This is a genomic window from Novosphingobium sp. (assembly GCF_049240505.1).
Classification (GTDB): Bacteria; Pseudomonadota; Alphaproteobacteria; order Sphingomonadales; family Sphingomonadaceae; genus Novosphingobium.
Map to the genome: position 1 here is coordinate 1 of NZ_JBMLSM010000181.1, position 21,765 is coordinate 21,765.

Here is a 21,765-nt window from a genome sequence, read left to right on the forward strand (position 1 = left end):
GACGCGGCCGTCAGTTGCCCGAAGATCGAGCGTTGCCCGCGCCGGTGGGGCCTGTTCCGATGGGGCCTGTGCCCCGTCATTCGCCTCTCGTCAGGCGGTATCCGGCACCCCAGATGGTTTCCAGCGCGGGCGTGGCAAATCCGTCTTCCAGCTTGCGCCGCAGCCGCCCGATGTTCACGTCCACCACGTTGGTCTGCGGGTCGAAGTTCATGTTCCACACATCGCGCAGCAGCATTTCGCGCGTTACCGTTTCGCCGCCGTTCTCCATGAAATAGCGGAACAGCGCGAATTCGCGTGGTGAAAGAGCGATGTGCTTGCCCGCGCGAAAGGCGGTGCGCGCTTTCACATGGCATTCGAACGCTCCGTACAGGATCACCGCGCCGTGGACAGCGCCCCCGGCGCGCCGGTGCAGGGCGCGCACCCGCGCCACCAGTTCCTGGGGTTCATAGGGCTTGGCCAGATAGTCATCGACCCCGGCATCCAGCCCCTCGATGCGGTTCTCGCTGCGGCCCAGCGCGCTCAGCATCAGCACCGGCGTGCCCACGCCTGCCGCGCGCAACCGGGAAACGATGCTCAAACCGTCAAGATCGGGCAGCATCCGGTCAAGGATGATCACGTCGAAAGGTTCGGCCCCGGCGCGTTGCAGGCCCGCCGTTCCGCTTTGCTCCCACGTCATGCGGTCGCCATCGGCGCAGACCAGCGTCTGCACGGCTTCCGCTGCGCGCGGATCGTCCTCGACATAGAGGATGTTCAGATTGCCCATCAGCCTCGCACCCCGGAATGACCTCTTCGGCAAAGACCAGTCCGCCCGACGCGAATATTCACGCCGGACGGTGGTCTTGCAACTGCTCAGTTTCGAACGAATGTCAGCGCATGTCCTCAACCGAGACCCAGCCTTTTGTGCCGAAGCTGTCGCTGACCTCGATCAAAAGACCCGTGCGCTGACCGGTGGGGGTGAGAGCGGTTCCGGCGCGCACGGTGCGGAGCGTTGCAGACTTGGTATCGGCAGAAGCATACATCTTCGTGTCGATGGCGGTGACCGCAGAAGCCGATGCAGCGGGGGTAGCAGCGGTGGCCGGAACCATCGATGCCAGCGCCGGGCCTTGCGCAGCCACGCCGTTGAACGCCTTGACGAAAGCCTCGATCAGCATCTGGCCGTCCTTGCTCCCGGCATAGGCCGCGCCGGTCGCGCCATTGGCCACCGCACCGATGGTGCCACCACCGCTTCCGAACGAGATCGAGGTTTTCTTCACCTCGCCCGAACCCGATGCCACGGTCTGCCCGCTGGCGGGGCTGATCAGGCGGATGCCTGCGGCCACGACCTTCTTCTTGCCGCCAAAGCCGCCGAACATGCCCAGCACTGCGCCACCACCGGGCAGGCCGCGCATAAGGCCACTGGCCGCGCCAGACCGCACAAGGCCTTCCATCGCCACGCCCTTGGCCGTCTCGATCGACTTGTCGACCTCTTCCTTGTCACCAGCGATCACGTTCATCAGGAACGTGGCGGGCTTGCCGCTGGCGGGATCGTGCAGGGTAAAGCACCCGGATTCCCGCGCCATCGCCGCAATCAGTTCACGCGGAGAACTGAGGCCGTACTTCGTCCAGCCTTGCGTATCGCCATCCACCAGCGCGACCGAACCGATGGCCTTGTCGCACTTGGTCAGCGTCACCGGCGGCTCCTTGTCGGCGGCCTGTGCGGCCACCGGAAATCCGCCCAGCAAGCCTGCTGCAAGGGCAAGTGAAGCGATGAATCTGGTTTTGCGCAACATGACCGACACCCCTCGATAGACCTGCCGCACCTTTTGCTGCGGCCACGAGGTGACAATGCGCTTGCGCCCGCGCGACTCCCACACAACAGTCCTGTCATGCTCATGACAAACGCTGTTACCCGCGCGATTGCTGGCGAAATCGAATTCGCGATGCGCTGATCACCAAGGCGTGTTACAGGTATAGGCAATCGATTGCAGAAAAGCCCCGGAGAGGCCGATGACCCAGTTTGACCCCGACGATCACCCGCATCGCCGCAAGAATCTGCTGAACGGAAAGTGGGTGCTCGTCTCGCCGCACCGTGCCAAGCGGCCGTGGCAGGGCGAAACGGGCGAGGCGGTGCAGGCCGGTGGTCCGCCTTACGATGCCACCTGCTACCTCTGCCCCGGCAACCTGCGCACCGGCGGCGATCGCAACCCGGATTACCCCGGCGCTTTCGCGTTCGACAACGATTTCCCCGCGCTCATGCCCGATACGCCCGCGCCGCAAAGCGATGACGCGGTGTTCCGCATGGAGGCCGCGCGCGGCACTGCGCGGGTGATCTGCTATTCGCCCGACCATTCGCGCACGATGCCGCAGATGAGCTTGCCCGCGATCCGCAGCCTCATCGATTGCTGGGCCGACGAAAGCGCCGCGCTCTCCGCCCGCTTCGCCAATGTTGCCGTGTTCGAAAACAAGGGCGCGATGATGGGCTGCTCCAGCCCGCACCCCCACGGCCAGATCTGGGCGAGCGACTTTGTGCCGACCGAAGTGGCCGACGAGGACCGCGAACAGGCCGCATGGCACAGGAACCGGGGCAGCGTCCTGCTCGATGAAGTCGCCACCCGCGAACTTGCTGCGGGTGATCGCGTCGTCGAAGCCAACGATCACTGGGTTGCCGTGGTGCCGTGGTGGGCCGTCTGGCCGTTTGAAATCCTGCTCATCGCGCGCGACGATGTGGGCCGGATAGAGGCACTGTCCGATCCCGCGCGCGATGCGCTCGCCCAAATCCTGCGCGCCATCACGCGCCGCTACGACGCGCTGTTCGGCACCAGCTTCCCCTATTCGATGGGCTGGCACCAATGCCCCGGCGGCAGCGCCGATCCGGCGGCATGGCGGCTTCACGCGCATTTCAACCCGCCGCTCCTGCGCTCTGCCACGGTGCGCAAGTTCATGGTCGGGTTCGAAATGTTCGCCGAAAGTCAGCGCGACCTGACGCCCGAAACCGCTGCTGCCCGCCTGCGCGCGCTGGAGATCGAAGCATGACCAGCTTGCATGACCGCCTGACCGCAGGCTTCGCCGATGCTTTCGGCAGCACCCCCGATCTGGTCGTCCGCGCGCCGGGCCGGGTGAACCTCATCGGCGAACACACCGATTATAACGACGGTTTCGCCATGCCTATCGCCATCGGGCAGGAAACCCGCGTCGCTTTCCGCGCGCGTGCTGATGCCCCGCTGAACGTCGCCGCGCTGGATTTTGCCGAAACCGACAGTTTCGACCCCGCCAATCCGCAGCCATCCGGCGGTGGTTGGCGCGATTACGTGCGCGGTGTGGTCAGCCAGTTGCGCCTTGCCGGCATCGTGGTGCCGGGCGGTGATCTTGCCGTCGCCGGTTCCATTGCCAAGGGCACCGGCCTGTCGTCATCGGCCTCGCTCGAAGTTGCGGTCGCGCGCGTGATCCTCGAAACCTTGGGCCAAAGTTGGAACCCGGTGCAACTCGCCCTGCTCGCCCAGCGTGCAGAGTGTGATTTCGTCGGCGTGCGCTGCGGCAATCTCGATCAGATCGCGTCTGCCGCAACCACGACGCGCCATGCCCTGCTGATCGATTGCCGCACGCTTGCCCTGCGTCAGATCGCCATGCCCGAAGACGCTGTGGTGATGATCGTGCAATCGGGCGTGGTGCGCGGCCTTGTCGATGGCGAATACAATCGTCGCCGCGAAGAGTGCGAAAGCGCCGCCCGCATCCTCGGCGTGCCCGCCCTGCGTGATGCCGATGAAGCCATGCTCGAAACCGCCCGTCCGCGCATGGACGAAAGCACATTCCGCCGCGCCCGCCACGTCATCACCGAAAACCGCCGCACACTGGAAGGGGCTGAAGCGCTGGCCAGCGGAAACCTCGCCGCGATGGGCGCACTCATGCGCGAAAGTCAGCAATCGCAGGCGCAGGACTTTGGCATCACCGTGGCCCCAACCGATGCCCTTGCCGCGCTGATGAACCACGCCATCGGCGATGAAGGCGGCGCACGGCAGACCGGGGGCGGTTTCGGCGGCGCAGTCGTTGGCATAATGCGCAAGGACCGCGTGAGCCAGGTTCAGAACACGATCCTCGAAGGCTACCGCACTCCTGCTGGTGAAACCCCGGTCATTTGCGTCGAAGCGCCAGCCGCCGGGGCAGGGCCGGCCAATTAGAGCAGTCTCCACCACTGTCGTCGTTGCGAGGAAGCGAAGCTGACGAAGCAATCCAGGATCGGCGGAAACCGCTCTGGATTGCTTCACCCCGCTACGCGCGGCTCGCAATGACGAAGCGTGTTGGCGGTTGTCGCGCAGCAGGCCCCATCAAAACGCGATGCTCAACGAACCGCGCAACGAATAGTCAACGCTGCCCTGCACTTGTTCGGCACCGCCAGCCAGTTGCCAGGTATAGTCCATGCCGCCTGCCAGCACGCGCGCTTCGGCGGTCCAGCCGGACTTCATCTTGTCGGCCACCAGTCGGAACTGGTCGCCGTCCTCGAAGTTCGCCACCGTATCGCCCAGCTTGCCTGCCAGCCGCGAACGGTAGCCGCCTTCCACTTCCACGGTGAAGGGCCGGAAATCGCGTGTCGCCTCGCCTGCGCTCCACGATGCCGTCATGCTGCCGGTGCCGGTCAGCACGCTCGACGTGCGCTTGGCCACATCCAGATAGATCGCGTCCGATCCGCTTTCGGTATAACCCTTTTCCGCAAGGCGGTAGTAATCGAACCGCGCCATCGGCTTCACCGCAAGGCCACCGCCCAGATCCAGCTTGTACGATGCACCGCCCTGCGCGCCTGCGGACCAGCCGCTCCAGTTGCCCGTTGTCGAATAGCTCAGCGTGGCGGCATCCACCGATCCGGTGAACGTGCGCGAAGAGCTGAGCGAAACCCGCCCGACCGAAGCCTTGGCATAGGCATAGAACGGCCCGCTTGCCGTGCGCCAGAACGCGCCGAGTTCGTAATTGCTGGCGTCGATCGTCTGGTAATCGCCCGTCGCAATATCGCCCTTGGTATAGGCGAATGACAGGCCCACGTTGCCGATGCCCGTGATGCGCTCGATCCCGGTCGAAAGGCCCCAGCCCGAAACCTTGAAGCCCGCGCTGCCCGTCTCGTCCTTGCTGCCACGGAACCAGATCGGCTCCAGCCAGCCGCCCGCATTGCTGATGTCGAACAGCGATGAATCGTCCATCAGATGGCGCGAGGCAAGCCGACTGCTGCGGGTCACGAAGTCGAACACGCCACCTGCATAGTCGGGCAGCAACTGGTTGAACTGACCTTGCAGTTCGGCCACGTCCTCCACCTGCAGCAGGCTGGTGCCCAGATATTCGATGGCCGTCGCCTGCGAATAGATCGCTTCATAGGCGGCTGATTGCGGCGCGGTCAGCCCCAGTTCCGCAGCCGTCTTGCGCGATACGTCCAGCACCAGCGTCTCGCCCGCCACGGTCACGTCACCGTTGAACAGGACCGGCAGTTCAGTCGTCGTCGCGTCGAAGCTGGGTGATCCTTCCAGCGTCCCGGCCGTCAGGATGGTATAGCTGCCCTCGGCATTTTCCAGCGACGATATCGTGGCCGAAACTTTCGATCCCGTGGCAAAGGTGGCGGTGTTGACGTTGATCGTGGAAGCCGTGCCTTCCTCACCATCGATATAGACGTTCAGCGCGCCGCCGGAATTCACCGTAAGGCTGTCGAAATTCAGCGTCGTTGCTGAATCCGCGCCAAAGCTGCCGCCGTTGACGATCACGTCCAGATTGCCGGCATTGCTCACCGAACCCGTAAACCGCGCGGTATTGCCCAGCGTCAGCGTGCCCAGATTCCCGGCCAGATCGATATTGCCTTCGAAATAGGACGTGCCCGCCATCGTCATCGTCGCCGTGCCCGCGCCGAAATAGACGTCGCCTTCGTATCCGCTGTCGCCCGAAAGCAGCAACTGGTCGTTGCCCGCGTTCAGATAGCTGTCGCCATAGATGCGGCCCGAAGCCACATCCAGCACATCGTTGCCGCTGCCGGTGTGAATGTCGCCGGTGATCGCAGTGTAGATCGTGGGATTGTCGGCATCGTAATCGTCGTCGGCTTGCTCTTCTTCCTGCGCATCCTTGTCGATGGCGTTCAGGTATTGCTTGATCGTCACGCCAGATGTGTTGGCGGAAAGATCGATGGCGCGCAGATCATCGGTGCTCGATCCGGTCACCTTGATGAAGCCGGTGTTGTTGATCGTGGTGAGCGTGCCGGAAAGATCCTGCACCGCATAGGCCGCGCCTTCGCCCGATGAACTGATCGCGGCAGAAATCGTCCCGCTGTTCGAAAGGGCTGGCACCGTCGCGCCCTGGTTGATCAGGATCGCCACGGCCTTTTCATCGACCGTCGTCGCGCTCACCGTGCCGGAAACGCCGATGCCATTGGCCATCGAAACAGTGCCACCCTGTCCGCCGATTACCACGGCATAGGCATCTGTGTTGCTGTAGACGCTGCTGGCCGTCACCGTGCCATCGATGGCGAGCGAGAATGCCCCGTCGCGCCCCGTGGCGGCGCCGATCACGATATTGTCGGCGCTGCCCACCAAAAGCGCCGGGCTGTTCCCGACAGACGAGATTGCACCCACGCCTTCGGACGAATCGGTCACGCCGTCGTCATCTTCGTCGGTGTCGGTATCGCTCAGGTCATACGGGGCCGAAGCCACGATGATGCCGCCGGTCACATCGCCCTTCACTTCGACCGCCGCCTTGCCGGTGCGTAGTGCGGTGCGCGAAAGCGTCTGCGTGGTGCTGCTGTCGGTGGTGTAGGAAGACGCCTGCGATACGCTGCCCTGAATCCTGAACGCGCCATCGATATCGCCGTTGAGCACCACACCCTGCGCGCCTTGGCCCACCACCGCCACGGTGCCTTCCACGGTCACGTCACCGGTCACGCCCTGCGTGGAAATGCCCACGCTGTTGTCCCCGATGACCGATATCGTGCCGGTGTTGGTGATATCGCCGGTAAAGTTCGATTGCACCACGATCCCGCCGGAGTTCAGGCCGTCGACCCTGATCGTGCCGGAGTTGGCGATAGACCCGGTGGTCGTCGCGCCCGATCCCACCACGATGCCATAGCGGTTGCTGGCCGAAGCGATGGGGCCGTCGGCAATCCCGTTGGAATCGGTGTCCGCGCCCGTAAACGTCTCGGTCACCGTGATTGCGCCGGTGTTGGTGATTTCGGTGGTGGTCCCCGCATTCACCTTGATTCCGGTGTCGCCATCCTTGCCGCCGGTGTTGGAAATGTATCCGCCATCGTCGATGCCCACCGTGTTGTTCGAATCCACGGTCACTGCCGTCCCGCCGTTTGTCAGCGTGATCGAACCGTCGTCACCGATCCAGATGTCGCCCGCGTCCGATGTCTTGATCGGCGTCGTGCGGTCAGCGTCGAGTGTGGTCGCCGCCAGCGCAGCTTGCGGCACGAGCAGGGCGAGGGCCGTCGATGCGCCTGCGAGCGTGGTGAGAAAGGTGGTGCTGCGAAGACGGTTCATGAAACCCCTCGTGAATTGGACAGGAAAGCAGGCCCGCGCCGGGGTGCGGTCGGCGCGGGCCAGTCAGTGTTGCGACCCGCATGGAGGACTCGTGCGGGTTGATCGACAGGTCGGAGCCGATCCGGCATTTGGCCGGTTTGCTCGTCTCCGCCGCGATTAACGGGGGCGATGCGCCAACCCTTCGCGGCGCTTTCAAAAAATGTCGCGAGATGTCCCGGAATGGTTCCCGTAAATCTGGCGTTCACGTGGGAACCGGCAGGCAAAGCCCCGCAGCCCGCAAGAGGCATTGGTGCAAGACGGCAGGTAGCTTTGACCTTCTACGGCGACGTGCGATCCGAAGTGGCGACTGGCGATGACAGCCTGCTCGACACGATAGACCCGATCCAACGCGAAGCGCTGGATGATGCTGCGCTGATGCGCGAAGTGGCGGTGGGGTCCGTCGAAGCGTTTTCGATCCTTGTCGAACGCCATTCGCCCGCGCTCTATCGCGTGGCCATGCGGATGCTGTCCGACGCGGCTGAGGCTGAGGACGTGACGCAGGATTGCTTCACGCGCCTGTGGCAGAACGCGCCGCGCTGGCAGCCCAGTGGGGCGGGGCTGGTCGGCTGGCTCCACCGCGTGACGATGAACCTGTGCTTCGATCGCAAGCGCCGCTTCCGCGTCGTCACGGTCGATGAACTTCCTGATCCTGCCGACGATACCCCGCTGGCCGACCGGCGAATCGAGGCCGATCAAGCTGCGCAGGCGGTTGGTGCCGCGCTGGACGATCTGCCAGAGCGTTATCGCGCGGCGCTAGTGCTCTGTTATTACGAAGGTTTTTCAAACGCCCTTGCAGCCGAGGTTCTGGACCTCAATATCAAGGCTATGGAATCGCTTCTGTTCAGAGCGCGCCGTCAGATGCGCGGGCTTCTCGAAGCGCGCGATGTTTCGTGCGCTGATCTTGAGGCGCAGGTCTGATGGCGCGCAAGGTTCCAGCCTCCCCCGCAAAGGCGGATGCCGCGCTCGACGCAGCGCTCGCCCGCGCCCCGCGTCCGGCGCTGCCGCCGGGGCTTGCCGCGCGGATCGTGGCGCAGGCCACCGCGCAACCGCAATTCGCGCCGGGTATCGAACCTGCCGAAGTTTCTGCGCCGCAGGCTGAAGCCTCGCCCGCAAAGGTCATTCCTTTCGTGCCGACGGCGGTCGGGGCGCAAGCGCCTGTGTCTACCGTTCCAGCATCAAGGAATCGTCGGACGATTTTCGGCGTCGGCTTTGCCGCGCTGGCGGCAAGTGTCGCTGCGGTGATGGTTATCGGCCAACCGGGTCAGCAAACGGCCGTTTCGCCGATTTCGGCGGAAAATGCCAAGATTGCAGTGGGTTCTGAAGTGCACCTAGATGCACCTAAAGCGCACCAGGCTGCACCTGCCCCGGTTCTGGCAGCCTCGATACCCGTTGAAAAATCCCCTGTGCGCGCCACAAAATCGCCCGCGCAGATCGCTCCGGTCGCACCCGTGACAGATGCCGTTCCGACCCCCGTCGAAGCGCCGGTCGCTCCCCAACTTGCCACCTCGGGCCAGCGTCCAACAGGCGATGTGGCCGGGCCGAAGTCCGATCCCTCCAACGCCCCGCGCATCGTCCCCAATGGCGGACTGATGGGGCCGCCCGCGCCGCAGCAGGGCTGGGCCTTCACTGGCGGCGCGCCGGGCGGGGGAACGCTGCCGGGCGGTCAATCCCTGCCGAGCCAGACCACCGGCACCATGCCGCCATCGCCCCCTCCCGGCGGGCATCCCTGAGGGGTGTGACCTCCCGGAAATCCGGGCTATAGGCTTGGCGATGCAACAGAATCCGATCCTCGTGCTGACCACCGGCGGCACCATCGACAAAGCCTATTTCGACGCGCTGAGCGAATACCAGATCGTCGAAAGCGGCATTCCCGCGCTTATCGCCGAGGCGCGCGTGGCGCTGCCGTTCCGTGTGATGGAACTGATGCGCAAGGACAGCCTCGACCTGACCGACGCCGACCGCGCGCTCATCGCCGCCGCCGTGCGCGAGGCGCCGGAGAGCCGCGTCGTGATCACGCATGGTACTGATACCATGACAGAAACCGCCAAGGCGCTGGGTGACATCGCGGGCAAGACCGTGGTCCTCACCGGCGCACTTTCCCCGGCGCGCTTCGCCGAAACTGACGCGCCTTTCAACCTCGGCATGGCCTTCGCCACCGCGCAGGCCGCGGCGCCGGGCGTGTGGATCGCGATGAGCGGGCAGGTGTTCGACGCGCTGAAAGTGCGCAAGGACCGCGCCGCAGGGAAGTTCGTGGGGATCGAAGCCTGACGACGTAGTTCCAAAGCATGGATTGCGAAGCGCGGCGAAAGCGGCACACTCTTTTCAAAACAGGAGAGGGTGGGACATGCGCGAAGCCAAGCGATCAATCGTGGCGAGAGCAGGGACGTTTTTGCGGTTCCTGCGCCAGCAGCGCGGCAATTCCAGCGGTATCGCTGCCGACCTGACCGCGCCAGACCCGACGGCGCCGTTTCGGCTGGATGGTTCGGAGGCGGACTGGACAGGCAGCGGTCATTACGTCCAGCCCGGTGACCGGTTTCGTGTGGTCGCTACCGGCCACCAATGGTTGGCCAAGCCGCTTGGGCTGGTGATTGAGCCGCGATCGACGGTGTATATGCGGATCGGAACCAGTCCGATCCGCAAGCTGATTGCGAATGATGCGACCTATGAGGCATGGGCTGCGGGGGAGCTTTCCTTCCTGACCAAAGGCTTGTCCGAGTTCGCGGACGAACGGGGCACGTTGCTTCCGGGCAAGCGCCCCCGCCAGGGGCCGGGCATTGGCCTGCGCGTGGCGGCCACGCCGAAGGTGCCGAGCGATACCGGCCAGCCGCAGGGGTGGCGCTACCTATGGCGCATCGGCGATGGACGAATCTACACCGGCGACCCTGACGAGATCGCTGTTTCCACGCATGGAGACGTGGGCATCCTGCAACGCGACGTTGATCTGCCGCTGACCAACCGGACCGAGCTGTCATGGGATTGGTTGATCGAGCAGCTTCCTTCCGATTTGCCGGAAGATCTTGCTTTCACACATGATTATCTGAGCATTGCGGTGGAGTTCGATAACGGGCGCGATCTTACCTATATGTGGAGTGCGGGCCTGCCGGAGGGCCATGTTTTCCGCTGCCCGCTGGGCTGGTGGTGCGACCGCGAAACGCATTGGACGCTGCGTAGCGGTCCCGCCGGACTTGGCGAATGGCATTCGGAAAGTCGCAACATTTCTGCCGATTATGCACAAGCGCTGGGTCAACCGCTGCCTGCGCGGGTGGTGCGGGTGTGGCTGATTGCGAACAGTGTGTTCCAGCGCGGCTACGGCGCGGCGAAATTTGCAAGGATCAGCGTAGGTTAGAGCACTTTCCGACCAATCGGCAATCGTCCTACAGCCGCTTGCCGATCGTTACCACGTCCTGCAATTCATAGCCGATCGCGCTGTAAAAGCCGCGCGCTGCATGGTTGTCGCCACGAACCATCAGCTGGATTTTCGGGCTGCCAAGAGCTTTGAGCCAGTCTTCGGCGGCCAGCATCATAAGCCGGCCAATGCCCTGTCCGCGCTGGTCCGGTGCGGTTGCGAGGTAGTAGACCCAGCCGCGATGGCCATCGAAGCCGACCATCACGCTGCCGCAGATCGTGCCTGCCTGCTCGGCCAGCAGGATCGTTGATGTCTCGGTTTTTAGCGCAAGATCGAAATCGGCACGTGCATCGTTCCACGGTCGCGTCAGTCCGGCAGCGTCCCATAAGGCGATCGTTGCGTTTTGATCAATCGACCCTGCGGCGCGAATCGTGGTTGCTTTCTGCGTCATTCGCAGTTTGCAAAGGTTCCGTCTTTTGCCGGAACCTTTGCGCATAGCAGGACAGGATCGGTATCGATCAGATTGAGCGACAGCACCATGTCAGCCGTCGCTTCCTTGTAGCGCAGGAAGTGGGGTGATTTGACGTGCGCCTCATAGGCGCTGCGGCTGGCATAGACCTCGAGCAGGCGGATCTGGTTGGGTCGATCCTTCAGCGCCACCGAGTGCAGCATGATAACACCAGGTTCCTCACGCACCGAGGCTTCCTGTTCTACCGCAAGAATGGCTTTGTATTCACCAAGCCTGTGCGCATCGATTTCAAGCTCGGCAATCCGAACGTAGGGCTGTTGTTCCGCCGACGCGCCATTGGCGATGCTGCCCGAAAGCAGCACCATCACGCCTGCAGCGGCCATCAGTGCGTTGCGGATCACTCCCACTCGATCGTGCCGGGCGGCTTGCTGGTGTAATCGTAGACGACGCGGTTGATGCCTTTCACCTCGTTGACAATGCGGGTGGCCACGCGGCTGAGGAAACCGGCGTCGAAGGGGTAGATGTCGGCAGTCATGCCATCGGTGCTGGTGACAGCGCGCAGGGCGCAGACCGAATCATAGGTGCGGTGATCGCCCATGACGCCCACGGTCTTGACCGGGAGCAGCACGGCGAAGGCCTGCCAGATTGCGTCATAGAGGCCCGCGTTGCGGATTTCCTCAAGGTAGATTGCGTCGGCCTTGCGCAGGATGTCGCAGCGTTCCTTGGTGACTTCGCCGGGGATGCGAATGGCAAGGCCGGGGCCGGGGAAGGGGTGGCGGCCCACGAAAATGTCGGGCAGGCCCAATTCGCGGCCCAGCGCGCGGACTTCATCCTTGAACAGTTCGCGAAGCGGTTCGACCAACTTCATGTTCATGCGTTCGGGCAGGCCGCCGACGTTGTGGTGGCTCTTGATGGTGACCGAAGGTCCGCCAGTGAAGCTGACCGATTCGATCACGTCGGGGTACAACGTACCCTGCGCGAGGAAATCCGCGCCACCCACCTGCTTGGCTTCGGCCTCGAACACATCGATGAAGGTCTTGCCGATGAACTTGCGCTTGGCTTCCGGGTCGGTGACGCCAGCCAGACCGCCGAGGAACAGCGGCGATACGTCCTTGTGAACCAGCGGGATGTTGTAATGATTGCGGAACAGGCTGACGACCTGCTCAGCCTCACCCATGCGCATAAGGCCGTGGTCGACGAAGACGCAGGTAAGCTGGTCACCGATGGCTTCGTGGATCAGCACAGCGGCCACGGCGGAATCGACGCCGCCCGAAAGGCCGCAGATCACGCGGCTGGAGCCGACCTGTTCGCGGATTTCGGCAATCTTGGTCTTGCGGAATTCCGCCATCGTCCAGTCACCGGTGCAGCCGCAGACATGGCGCACGAAGTTGGCGATCAGCTTTCCGCCATCGGGCGTGTGGACCACTTCGGGGTGGAACTGGGTGCCGTAATACTTCTTTTCATCGTTCGCGATGACGGCAAACGGCGCGCCATCGGAGACGGCGACGATGCGGAAGCCGGGGGCGAACTGGGTAACCTTGTCACCGTGGCTCATCCACACCTGATGGCGTTCGCCCTGCTTCCACAGTCCATCGAACAGCACGCAAGGTTCGGTGACGGTGAGGAAGGCGCGGCCAAATTCGCCCGAATCGCCCGGTTCCACCTGCCCGCCCAACTGGTGGCTCATCACTTGCTGGCCATAGCAGATGCCGAGAATGGGAAGTCCGCTGTCGAACAGCACTTGCGGGGCGCGGGGGCTGCCATCGGCGGGCACGCTGGCGGGCGAGCCGGAGAGGATGATACCCTTGGGCTTCATCCGGTGAAACGCTGCCTCTGCCTGCGTGAAGGGCGCGATTTCGGAATAGACCCCGGCTTCGCGCACGCGGCGGGCGATAAGCTGCGTTACCTGACTGCCGAAGTCGACAATGAGGATCGATTCTGAAGGCTGGATGCTCATGCGTGGCCGATAGTGGCATGGGCGATTTCTGTCCAGATGGTGCCAGAAATGTGACAGTTGCGTTACGTGCAACTGCAAGTGCCCCGTTCGCACTTGCAGCATACGTCGTTCGGCGTATTTGGGCGGCAGTTCCGATGCTTCCAGCCCACCCTGCCGGATGAACACGAACTGGGAGGATACCTGCAAAGGTGAACCACAACAGGAGGTACACCATGCGTAGCTTTACTGCGATCGCGCTCCCGATCATCTTTGCCGCTGGCCTCAGCAGCATGATGTTCACCGCCACGCTCGTCTGAGCAGCGGTTCGGCCCAAGGGCCGAGGAATGCCGAGTAACACGACAAAAGCGGCTGCCCCGGCGGGGCAGCCGTTTTGTTTATGTGGTCAACCCCTTCATCGTCATTGCGAGCGCAGCGAAGCAATCCAGAGCGTTTTGCGTGGCGCTCTGGATTGCTTCGCTGCGCTCGCAATGACGATGGTTTGTGTCTTTCGGCAGGCTTCTACCAGTCGCCCACTCGCGCTAGGTTGATCGGTAATGACCGTCACCCGTTTTGCTCCCAGCCCCAACGGCCCGCTACACCTTGGACATGCGTATTCCGCAATCGTCGCGCATGACCGGGCTTTGCTCGACGGGGGCGCGTTCCTGCTGCGAATCGAGGACATCGACGGCGCGCGTTCTCGCAGTGAGCTGCACCAGGAGTTTCGGGATGATCTGGACTGGTTGGGGCTGCATTATCGTGAAGTGACGCCGCAATCGCAGCGTTTGGCCAGCTATCGCACCGCTGCCGAGGATCTGCGCGCGATGGGCATCCTTTACCCCTGTAGCTGCACGCGGGCCGAAGTGGCGGCGGCCGCGATGGCGCAGGGGCCGGATGGACCGATCTATCCTGGCACCTGCCTGCGCCGTGGTCCAGTTCCGGGGCCGGACGTAGCATGGCGGCTGGATATGGAACAGGCGGTGCTGCTGGCCGGGCCGCTGGAATGGACCGACGAGCGGCATGGCGTTCAACGTGCGCGGCCCGAACTGTTTGGTGACGTGGTGCTTTGGCGCAAGGACGCGCCTGCCAGCTATCATCTTGCCGCCACGCTTGACGATGCAGCCGATGGCGTGACGCATGTGACGCGCGGAGTAGACCTTTTTGCATCGACGCATATCCATCGCTTGTTGCAACACCTGCTCGGCCTGCCGGTGCCGGTGTGGCATCATCATCCCGTTCTGGTGGAATCCGACGGGCGCAAGCTGGCCAAGCGCCGCGATGCTCCGGCGCTGGCCGATCGCAGGCGGGCGGGGGAAGATGGGCGCGCCGTGGCCGCAGAGGTGCGGGCTACCCTATTTGACACTGGTATTTCACTGTCCGACGCCATAGATCAGTTGCCATGAAGTATTTTCTGATCCCGCTGATCATCATCTTCGTCGCGCTCACCGTGGTGTCGCTGGTGCGCGGAATCATCGCGTTCCTGAACAGCACCAAGGAAGACCTGAACCGCGAACCCGGATCGGGGGCAACGGCGAACCAGCTTTTGCAGAACAAGATGATGTTCAATCGCATCAAGTATCAGGCGCTGGCCGTGGTCACGGTGGCCATCCTGCTGGCGTTTTCGCGCTGAGGCGCGGCGCTTCTGTCCGATGGTAAAGCTCAACAAGATTTACACCCGCACGGGCGATGATGGCACGACCGGCTTGGTCGATGGATCGCGCCGGGCCAAGCACGATGCGCGGATGCAGGCGATTGGCGATGTGGACGAGGCCAACAGCCTGATCGGGCTTGCCGCCGTGGCTTGTGCCGAAGAAACGGCGCGCGATTTGCAACGCATCCAGAATGACCTGTTCGATCTGGGTGCTGATCTTGCGACGCCGGGTGACGATTTTGCTCCATCGGAAATGGTGTTGCGCGTGGTGCCATCGCAAGTGGAATGGCTGGAAACGGCTATCGACGCGCTGAACGAAAACCTGCCACCGCTGCGCAGTTTCATCCTGCCGGGCGGATCGGAAGCGGCGGCGCGTGTGCATGTGGCGCGTGCTGCTGCGCGCCGGGCGGAACGCAGCGCCGTGGCGCTGGCGGCGGGCGAGCCGGTGAACCCGCAGGCGCTGGCCTATCTCAACCGGTTGTCGGACTATTTGTTCGTGCTGGCGCGGGCGACGAATGCGGGGAATGACCCGCTGTGGGTGCCCGGCGGCTCACGTTAAAAGGCTGCCCGCCTCGCGTTAGGCGCAGGTAGACTTGCAAGCCTCGGCTCGCTACCCGCCGCATCTGCATAGCTATTCGCAAGGCGAGGGAATCACATGATCAAGACGGTGGCGGTCATCGGTGCGGGCCAGATGGGGGCAGGCATTGCGCAGGTTTCGGCGCAGGCGGGGATGAAAGTCCTGCTGGGCGACGTGTCCATCGAACTTGTCGAAAAGGCCAAGGACAAGATCGCCAAGGGGCTGGCCAAGCTGGTCGAAAAGGGCAAGGTCGATGCGGCGCTGGCGGCGTCTACCGTGGCGAACCTTCACGCATTTTCGGACCACGCGGCGCTGGCCGAAGCCGATCTGGTGATCGAAGCGGCGACCGAGCGTGAGGATATCAAGCACAAGATCTTTGAATCGGCAGGCAAGCATCTTGCCGCGCACGCCATCATGGCATCGAACACATCTTCGATCCCGATCACGCGCATGGCCGTATCCTCGCCCGATCCGCAGCGGTTCATCGGCATTCACTTCTTCAACCCGGTGCCGCTGATGAAGCTGGTGGAAGTGATCCCCGGCCTTGCCACGTCGGTTTCCACGATCGAAGCGGTGCGCGATTACGTGGCGAATATCGGCAAGGAAATCGTCCTGTCGCAGGATGAGCCGGGCTTTATCGTGAACCGCATTTTCGTGCCTTTCATCAACGAGGCGGCATTCGTGCTGGGCAGCGGCACAGGCTCTATCGTCGATATCGACAAGGGCGTGAAGCTGGGGCTTAACCACCCGATGGGACCGCTGGAACTGGCGGACTTCATCGGGCTGGATACGCTGCTCGAGATCATGAAGATCTACCTCGCGTCGACGGGTGACCCGAAGTATCGCCCCGCGCCGCTGCTGCAAAAGTATGTCGAAGCAGGCTGGCTGGGCCGGAAGTCGGGCCGGGGCTTCTATGATTATTCGGGCGACGTGCCGGTGCCGACCCGCTGATTCTGGCCCGCTGATTTTGGCGCGCTGAACCGGAACGGCGCGCACGTCAGGGCGTAGTCTCCTTGAAAAAGGAGATACGCCATGACCGACCCGAACACCCCGGCACCCGAAACCTTCAACGCCGAACAGGAAGACGGCGGTGCGCAGGCACAGACCGTTGCCGACGAAGCGCTTGCCCGCGCCACCAGCGTGCTGGGTGAACAGGATCTGGGCGAACGTGTGCCGGGGCAGGGCGACGAGCCGGGCAGCACGCCAGATCTTGTCGATCACATGAAGCAGATGGTCAGCAGCGGCATCATCGATATGGGCGCGTTCCGTGGAGAACGCAGCGACGATGACGAAGACGGTATGCTGGGCGAGGCCGGTATCGACGACGATACGCCGCGCGGGCGCTGAAATTATTCGGAGGGCGCGGCGATATCGGGCGCGCTTTGCAGTTCTTCCGGTTTGTCGAGCGGGATGCTTTCGGCGTTCGGGTCTTCTACAGGCAGATCGTCTGATGAACTGACTGTTGTGGCAGGACCGGGCGTTGCGCTTTTGCGCGCGCCGCTCACGCCATCAAACACGAAAATGCCGAAGGCGATCACGCTGATCACAAGCAGCAGGATGGCATTGGTATGGCGCTGTGAAGCATTGCTCATGCTGGTAAATCCCCGAATCATCGCAGATTTGCCGCGAAGAGGTTAACGTTCGCCCAAGATCGGACCTATTTGCCGCATCGGTTTTGCCGAACCCCTGTGAAAGTGCTTCATGGCCACCATCGTTCTGCTCGTGCTGTCCAACCTGTTCATGACCACGGCGTGGTACTGGCACATTCGCGGCGGCGCGGCAGAGGTGGAGGCGCGGCCTCTGGTTTGGGTGATCGCGATCAGTTGGGGCATCGCGCTGTTCGAATATTGCCTTGCCGTGCCCGCCAATCGCATCGGCGCACTGAACGGGTGGAGCGCAGGACAGCTCAAGATCGCGCAGGAAGCTATTGCGCTGGTGATCTTCGGGGTGTTCATGGTGGTGATCCTGAAGGAGCCGCTGCACTGGCGGCACTTCGCCGCTTTTGGCTGCATCATGGCGGCGGTGGGCTTCCTGTTTACGGGGAAGTAGCGCCACCCTTCTGCGGCTGATCCTTTGCCCACGGATCGACGTGTGCAGGCTTCGACGGGCCTGACGCTTCGCCGTTCTGGTCCGCCGCCGGGACGACCGACCACGTAAGCACCAGAATCGACGCGGCCCACCACAGCGCTTTCCAGCGGCTGACGAATACGGTGCTGAGGCGAGGGCCGAACATGGCGGCCATCTTGGCAGCCGAAAGTTTCCCAGTGGTTAGCACTGAGGACGAACCCTGATCGCGCGACTACTGAGGCGCGCTCGTGCCCGCTTTGTTCCAAGCGAGGCGCATGAGAATACGATCACTTGCAGCCATCGCGACAGTGGCATTCGGTGCGGGATATGGATGGCTGGCTCCCGTCGCCAGCGCTCAGGCACCGGTCCATGCGCGCTTCGATCTATGCGGCAGCGGGCCGCGCGTGACCTGCGTGGTGGATGGCGATACCTTCTGGCTGGAAGGCACCAAGATCCGCATCGCCGATATCAACACGCCCGAAACATCGCAGCCCGGCTGTGCGGCTGAGGCTGAACTTGGCGCGCGGGCCACGCGGCGGCTGATGCAGTTGCTCAACGCGGGGCCGTTTACGCTGGAAGTGCAGGGCCGTGCGACTGATCGTTATGGCCGGGCGCTGCGCGTGGTGACGCGCCGGGGCAGCAGTCTGGCCGAACCACTGGTGACCGAGGGACTGGCCGAGCGGTGGAAGGGCAAGCGCAGCGACTGGTGCGCGCAGTCCTGATCAGGCCGCGCGCAGGCCCGTCAACGCCTTTGCGCCGCGATCCTGCGCGGAAAGGCCATCGAATACCGCATCGATGATCCGCGCCAGCTTGTCCTCGTTCAGGCGTTCCATGAACAGGATCATGGTCTGCAGCGCGCAATAAGGGGCGCACATCTGGTTGATGAGGCTGATCGTCTCATCAACCTCAAGCCCGACGAAGTGGCCGTCGCTCATGCCTTCGCCGATGATCTCGCCCAGATAGTGGTCGGCAAGATCGATGTAGCTGCGCACCTGTTCGAAATAATCGCTGCCGACCTCGATATAGGTCTGCAGCTTGACCGGATCGGCTTCCCACTTCTTGCGCATCACCACAAAGCGGCGGGCGAAGAATTCGTACATCTTGCGGCGCGGGGGCAGGTCGCTGGCCAGAACCTCTTCCATGATCTCGACCATCGGCTGGAACCAGTGGTCGGCAATCGCCTCCATCAGGGTTTCGCGCGTTTCGAAATAGCGGGAGAGATTGGCCTGGCTGATCCCGGCGCGGGCGGCCAGTTCGGAGAGATTCAGCCCCGCGCCACCGCGTTCCTCAACCATTGCCTGCGCCAGATCGACGAGCCGCGCCCGCATGGCTTCCTGATCGTTGCCGTTTAGTGCCATGACGAAGTTGCGCGTCCTGTGTCTGGGTCTTTGCACATTGTAGGGACGCCTGCGCCCATAGACAATGACCCCAAGGGCGGAGACATGCGGCGCGCATACGAAGAAGGGCGCAGATATTGCCTTCAAACTGGCATCTTGATCGGGTAGCGCCGACGGAAACCGGTTGCACCCGATACAAAGGCCGTTCCCCCGATGCCCATGCCGCTTCGTTCCGCATTTGCCCTTCTGCTGCCCGGCCTGTTGGCTGCCTGTGCCGCCCCGATGGCCAGCAATTCGCCGGTTGGGCCAGTTCCAAGTGGGCCAGTCGAAGTGGGCATCATCGGCATCAACGATTTTCACGGCAGCCTTGAACCGCCGCGCCAGTCGGTCAACGTGGCCGATGGCAAGGGCGGGGTGATCCCGGTGCCTGCAGGCGGCGCGGCGTGGCTGGCTTCGGCCATCGATTCGATCCGGGCCAAACATCCGCAATCGATGACCGTATCGGCGGGCGACATGATCTCCGCCTCGCAACTGGCTTCCTCGCTCTATCTCGATGAACCGGCCATCGGCGTGATGAACCGCATCGGCGTGGATTTCAACGCGGTGGGCAACCACGAGTTTGACAATGGCCAGCAGGAGCTGCTGCGCAAGCAGACCGGCGGGTGCGAGAAGTTCACGGCCAAGCAGCCCTGCGCGCTGGAGCCGTTCACCGGCGCAACGTTCAAATACCTCGCCGCCAGCACGAAGCGGGCCGATGGCTCCACGCTGTTCCCGGCAACCGGCCTCAAGACTTTCGGCTCTGGCCGCAGCGCCGTCACCGTGGGCGTGATCGGGCTGACGCTGAAAGGCACACCCAATCTGGTGAACCCCACCGGCATTCAGGGCCTGACGTTCGCGGACGAGGCCGATACGATCAACGCTGCCGTGCCCGCGCTGAAAAAGCAGGGCGCGGACGCCATCGTCGTGCTGATCCACGAAGGTGGACGCACCAAGGGCGAACCGAACCCGCAGGGTTGCGAGAACTTTGCCGGAGACATCCGCCCGATCCTCGACCGGCTGGACACGCGCGTGGACGTGGTGGTTTCAGGCCACACGCACTGGTCCTATGTTTGCGATTATGGCGCGCTCAACCCGGCCAAGCCCTTCCTGCTGACCAGCGCGGGCGTCTATGGTGAACTCGTTACCGACATCACGCTGAAGATTGATCCGGTGGCGGGGCGCGTGGTTTCGAAGCGGGCCGAAAATGTGATCGTGCAGTCCGCGCCCTACAAGGGCACGCGCGGCGATATCGGCAATACCGCGCTGTTCCCGCAGTTTCAGCCGCGCGCCGATGTGGCGGAATATGTGGCCAAATATGTCGAGGCATCGAAGCAATACACGCAGCGCCCCATCGGCAAGCTGGACGTCGCCGCGCCCAAGCTGGAAGGGCCGGGCGACAAGGGCGGCGGCCCCTTGGGCAACCTGATCGCCGACGCACAACTGGGCGCCACGCAAGACAAGGGCGCACAGATCGCCTTCATGAACCCCTTCGGCATCCGCGCGCCGCTGGTGCCCGCAGCGGATGGCACGCTGACCTTTGGCGACATCTACCTGTGCCAGCCCTTCGGCAACAATGTGGTGACTGAAACGATGACCGGCGCGCAGATCAAGGCCGTGCTGGAAGAGGGGCTGGACGACACTGGCCCCAAGCAGGCGCTGGCCCCCTCCACCGGCTTCGTCTTCACCTATGACCCGGCGCGGCCTTCGGGTGACCGGATCGTGTCGATCACGCTGGATGGCAAGCCGCTGGACATGGCGCAGACCTATCGCGTGACGGTGAACGGTTTTCTGGGGCTGGGCGGCGATGGCTTCTCAGGCTTCGTCGGTAAGCCCGATACGGTGACGGGGCCGACCGACATTGACGCGCTGGAGGGCTGGATCAGGGCGGTGCCGGTTCGCGCCGTGCCGCAGGAGACGCGGGTGGTGGTGAAGGGGTGAGGTGACGCTCAATCCCACGCCCTCGCACACTCGTCATCCTGAACTTGTTTCAGGATCCATTGGGCCGATCAAGCCGCCGTTTGTGGTGAGAAATGGACCCTGAAACAAGTTCAGGGTGACGGCGGAGGGTAACGTTGCAAGACGCCCTTCACATCACCCCCACCCCCGTCACCCCGGGGGGACAACACGATTGGATGCTAACCACTTAAGGTGTCAATAATCCGAGTTCAGTAAACGCGGAGCGAATTTGATCACGAGAATATTCATCGGAATTGCCGCCGCAGAGGATCCAAATTGTTGGTGCTATATGATTTAAAAAATTGCAAATTTCTTTGCTGAGATTTTGGAGGTCATCATTGTGATATTTGCTGCGAGAAATATAGGCGTTCGGACCGTCATACACAACACGCTGGGTTTGCCAGGATAGAGAGTGACCGCCTTGGTGCCATAAAAGTCCGTGAATTATATCATTTCGAACATCGCTCAATCGCGCACCTTCCTCTCGAACGTAGCGAATGAACCTGATAGTCTCATCTGTTAGCCTGTCATCGTCTTCAAAACGGCGCAGATACTTAAGTTTTTCGGAAAACTGTCTTGGGTGCTTTTTAGATAAATCGGTACAATTTTGCTGATACCACGCGATTAGTTGATCCAATACGCGCTCAATACCTGCCCACATTATCGTTATGTTTCCTACCGTCGCAAGTACGGACTGGGCATAGGCCCACTTGGCTTCTCGCCGATCAGCCCTGACCTGCCTAGCGTAATGATAAGCGAAGCGTCGCAAGAGTGGAACGCGCCTAAGAAGGCGTTTGATCGGGGTCATGCTTACGAGTTAATCTTCCAAAGGGCCGTTGGTAATGTTCGGCTTTGAGTGATGAAAAATATCGA

24 protein-coding genes are annotated in these 21,765 nt (G+C 62.8%); 14 read left to right on the plus strand and 10 right to left on the minus strand.

Annotated elements, in window-relative coordinates:
• Positions 1-76 precede the first annotated feature (76 nt).
• Together ACOVQ0_RS14600 and ACOVQ0_RS14605 are read right to left on the minus strand one after the other, a co-directional pair.
• Entirely contained in the window at positions 77-763 is a 687-nt protein-coding gene (locus ACOVQ0_RS14600; protein WP_421885866.1) for a response regulator transcription factor, read from the minus strand.
• Positions 764-866: 103 nt separating this feature from the next.
• The gene (locus ACOVQ0_RS14605; RefSeq protein ID WP_421885868.1) at positions 867-1,769 is read right to left on the minus strand and encodes an SH3 domain-containing protein; all 903 of its coding nucleotides are present in this window, start codon (positions 1,767-1,769) and stop codon (positions 867-869) included.
• Positions 1,770-1,986: 217 nt separating this feature from the next.
• Between ACOVQ0_RS14605 and ACOVQ0_RS14610 the strand changes: the two genes are divergently transcribed.
• Together ACOVQ0_RS14610 and galK are read left to right on the plus strand one after the other, a co-directional pair.
• Complete coding sequence (locus ACOVQ0_RS14610) at positions 1,987-3,012, plus strand: UDP-glucose--hexose-1-phosphate uridylyltransferase (protein ID WP_421885871.1); 1,026 nt, start codon at positions 1,987-1,989, stop codon at positions 3,010-3,012.
• Positions 3,009-4,154: a galactokinase gene (gene galK, locus ACOVQ0_RS14615; protein WP_421885874.1), complete on the plus strand. Its 1,146-nt coding sequence runs from the start codon at positions 3,009-3,011 to the stop codon at positions 4,152-4,154. The genes ACOVQ0_RS14610 and galK overlap by 4 nt, the downstream gene beginning before the upstream one ends.
• 147 nt (positions 4,155-4,301) lie before the next feature.
• Here galK and ACOVQ0_RS14620 read toward each other — a convergent pair whose 3' ends face one another.
• Positions 4,302-7,478 (minus strand): autotransporter domain-containing protein, encoded by a 3,177-nt coding sequence (locus ACOVQ0_RS14620; RefSeq protein WP_421885877.1) that lies wholly within the window; start codon positions 7,476-7,478, stop codon positions 4,302-4,304.
• Positions 7,479-7,697: 219 nt separating this feature from the next.
• Between ACOVQ0_RS14620 and ACOVQ0_RS14625 the strand changes: the two genes are divergently transcribed.
• From ACOVQ0_RS14625 to ACOVQ0_RS14640, 4 genes are all read left to right on the plus strand, one after another.
• Positions 7,698-8,435: an RNA polymerase sigma factor gene (locus tag ACOVQ0_RS14625; protein WP_421885880.1), complete on the plus strand. Its 738-nt coding sequence runs from the start codon at positions 7,698-7,700 to the stop codon at positions 8,433-8,435.
• Positions 8,435-9,247: a hypothetical protein gene (locus ACOVQ0_RS14630; protein ID WP_421885883.1), complete on the plus strand. Its 813-nt coding sequence runs from the start codon at positions 8,435-8,437 to the stop codon at positions 9,245-9,247. Before ACOVQ0_RS14625 ends, ACOVQ0_RS14630 begins: the two co-directional genes overlap by 1 nt.
• 40 nt (positions 9,248-9,287) lie before the next feature.
• Entirely contained in the window at positions 9,288-9,785 is a 498-nt protein-coding gene (locus ACOVQ0_RS14635) for an asparaginase domain-containing protein (RefSeq protein ID WP_421885885.1), read from the plus strand.
• Between the two features lie 76 nt (positions 9,786-9,861).
• Entirely contained in the window at positions 9,862-10,863 is a 1,002-nt protein-coding gene (locus ACOVQ0_RS14640; RefSeq protein WP_421885888.1) for a DUF3047 domain-containing protein, read from the plus strand.
• A gap of 28 nt (positions 10,864-10,891) precedes the next feature.
• On the opposite strand, the gene ACOVQ0_RS14645 is transcribed toward ACOVQ0_RS14640, so the two are convergent.
• The 3 genes from ACOVQ0_RS14645 to guaA are packed head-to-tail and all read right to left on the minus strand — an operon-like array spanning position 10,892 to position 13,289.
• Positions 10,892-11,314: a GNAT family acetyltransferase gene (locus tag ACOVQ0_RS14645; RefSeq protein ID WP_421885891.1), complete on the minus strand. Its 423-nt coding sequence runs from the start codon at positions 11,312-11,314 to the stop codon at positions 10,892-10,894.
• Entirely contained in the window at positions 11,311-11,733 is a 423-nt protein-coding gene (locus ACOVQ0_RS14650; RefSeq protein ID WP_421885894.1) for a putative quinol monooxygenase, read from the minus strand. Before ACOVQ0_RS14650 ends, ACOVQ0_RS14645 begins: the two co-directional genes overlap by 4 nt.
• Entirely contained in the window at positions 11,730-13,289 is a 1,560-nt protein-coding gene (gene guaA, locus ACOVQ0_RS14655) for a glutamine-hydrolyzing GMP synthase (RefSeq protein ID WP_421885897.1), read from the minus strand. The genes ACOVQ0_RS14650 and guaA overlap by 4 nt, the downstream gene beginning before the upstream one ends.
• Before the next feature lie 533 nt (positions 13,290-13,822).
• Here guaA and gluQRS point away from each other — a divergent pair.
• The 5 genes from gluQRS (at position 13,823) to ACOVQ0_RS14680 (ending at position 16,840) form a co-directional block, all read left to right on the plus strand.
• Entirely contained in the window at positions 13,823-14,668 is an 846-nt protein-coding gene (gene gluQRS / locus ACOVQ0_RS14660) for a tRNA glutamyl-Q(34) synthetase GluQRS (protein ID WP_421885900.1), read from the plus strand.
• The gene (locus tag ACOVQ0_RS14665) at positions 14,665-14,895 is read left to right on the plus strand and encodes a hypothetical protein (RefSeq protein WP_421885903.1); all 231 of its coding nucleotides are present in this window, start codon (positions 14,665-14,667) and stop codon (positions 14,893-14,895) included. Before gluQRS ends, ACOVQ0_RS14665 begins: the two co-directional genes overlap by 4 nt.
• 19 nt (positions 14,896-14,914) lie before the next feature.
• A complete protein-coding gene (locus ACOVQ0_RS14670) occupies positions 14,915-15,475 on the plus strand; it encodes a cob(I)yrinic acid a,c-diamide adenosyltransferase (protein WP_421885906.1) in 561 nt (186 codons plus the stop codon).
• A 96-nt stretch (positions 15,476-15,571) separates the two neighbouring features.
• Entirely contained in the window at positions 15,572-16,444 is an 873-nt protein-coding gene (locus ACOVQ0_RS14675; RefSeq protein ID WP_421885909.1) for a 3-hydroxyacyl-CoA dehydrogenase NAD-binding domain-containing protein, read from the plus strand.
• 81 nt (positions 16,445-16,525) lie between these two features.
• Positions 16,526-16,840, plus strand: a complete 315-nt coding sequence (locus ACOVQ0_RS14680; protein WP_421885912.1) for a hypothetical protein — start codon at positions 16,526-16,528, stop codon at positions 16,838-16,840.
• A 2-nt stretch (positions 16,841-16,842) separates the two neighbouring features.
• Here the strand turns inward: ACOVQ0_RS14680 and ACOVQ0_RS14685 are convergent, their stop codons facing one another.
• Positions 16,843-17,085 (minus strand): hypothetical protein, encoded by a 243-nt coding sequence (locus ACOVQ0_RS14685; protein WP_421885915.1) that lies wholly within the window; start codon positions 17,083-17,085, stop codon positions 16,843-16,845.
• A gap of 109 nt (positions 17,086-17,194) precedes the next feature.
• Here ACOVQ0_RS14685 and ACOVQ0_RS14690 point away from each other — a divergent pair, with 109 nt between their 5' ends.
• The gene (locus ACOVQ0_RS14690; protein ID WP_421885917.1) at positions 17,195-17,542 is read left to right on the plus strand and encodes a DMT family protein; all 348 of its coding nucleotides are present in this window, start codon (positions 17,195-17,197) and stop codon (positions 17,540-17,542) included.
• On the opposite strand, the gene ACOVQ0_RS14695 is transcribed toward ACOVQ0_RS14690, so the two are convergent.
• Positions 17,529-17,768, minus strand: coding sequence for a hypothetical protein (locus ACOVQ0_RS14695; protein WP_421885920.1), 240 nt, complete (start codon positions 17,766-17,768; stop codon positions 17,529-17,531). The genes ACOVQ0_RS14690 and ACOVQ0_RS14695 overlap by 14 nt on opposite strands.
• Before the next feature lie 100 nt (positions 17,769-17,868).
• Between ACOVQ0_RS14695 and ACOVQ0_RS14700 the strand changes: the two genes are divergently transcribed.
• On the plus strand, positions 17,869-18,282 hold the full coding sequence (locus ACOVQ0_RS14700; RefSeq protein ID WP_421885924.1) for a thermonuclease family protein: 414 nt from the start codon (positions 17,869-17,871) through the stop codon (positions 18,280-18,282).
• Here the strand turns inward: ACOVQ0_RS14700 and ACOVQ0_RS14705 are convergent, their stop codons facing one another.
• Entirely contained in the window at positions 18,283-18,918 is a 636-nt protein-coding gene (locus ACOVQ0_RS14705; RefSeq protein WP_421885927.1) for a TetR/AcrR family transcriptional regulator, read from the minus strand.
• Between the two features lie 192 nt (positions 18,919-19,110).
• Here ACOVQ0_RS14705 and ACOVQ0_RS14710 point away from each other — a divergent pair, with 192 nt between their 5' ends.
• Positions 19,111-20,874 (plus strand): bifunctional metallophosphatase/5'-nucleotidase, encoded by a 1,764-nt coding sequence (locus ACOVQ0_RS14710; protein ID WP_421885930.1) that lies wholly within the window; start codon positions 19,111-19,113, stop codon positions 20,872-20,874.
• Positions 20,875-21,079: 205 nt separating this feature from the next.
• Here ACOVQ0_RS14710 and ACOVQ0_RS14715 read toward each other — a convergent pair whose 3' ends face one another.
• The gene (locus ACOVQ0_RS14715) at positions 21,080-21,700 is read right to left on the minus strand and encodes a hypothetical protein (RefSeq protein WP_421885934.1); all 621 of its coding nucleotides are present in this window, start codon (positions 21,698-21,700) and stop codon (positions 21,080-21,082) included.
• Positions 21,701-21,765 lie beyond the last annotated feature (65 nt).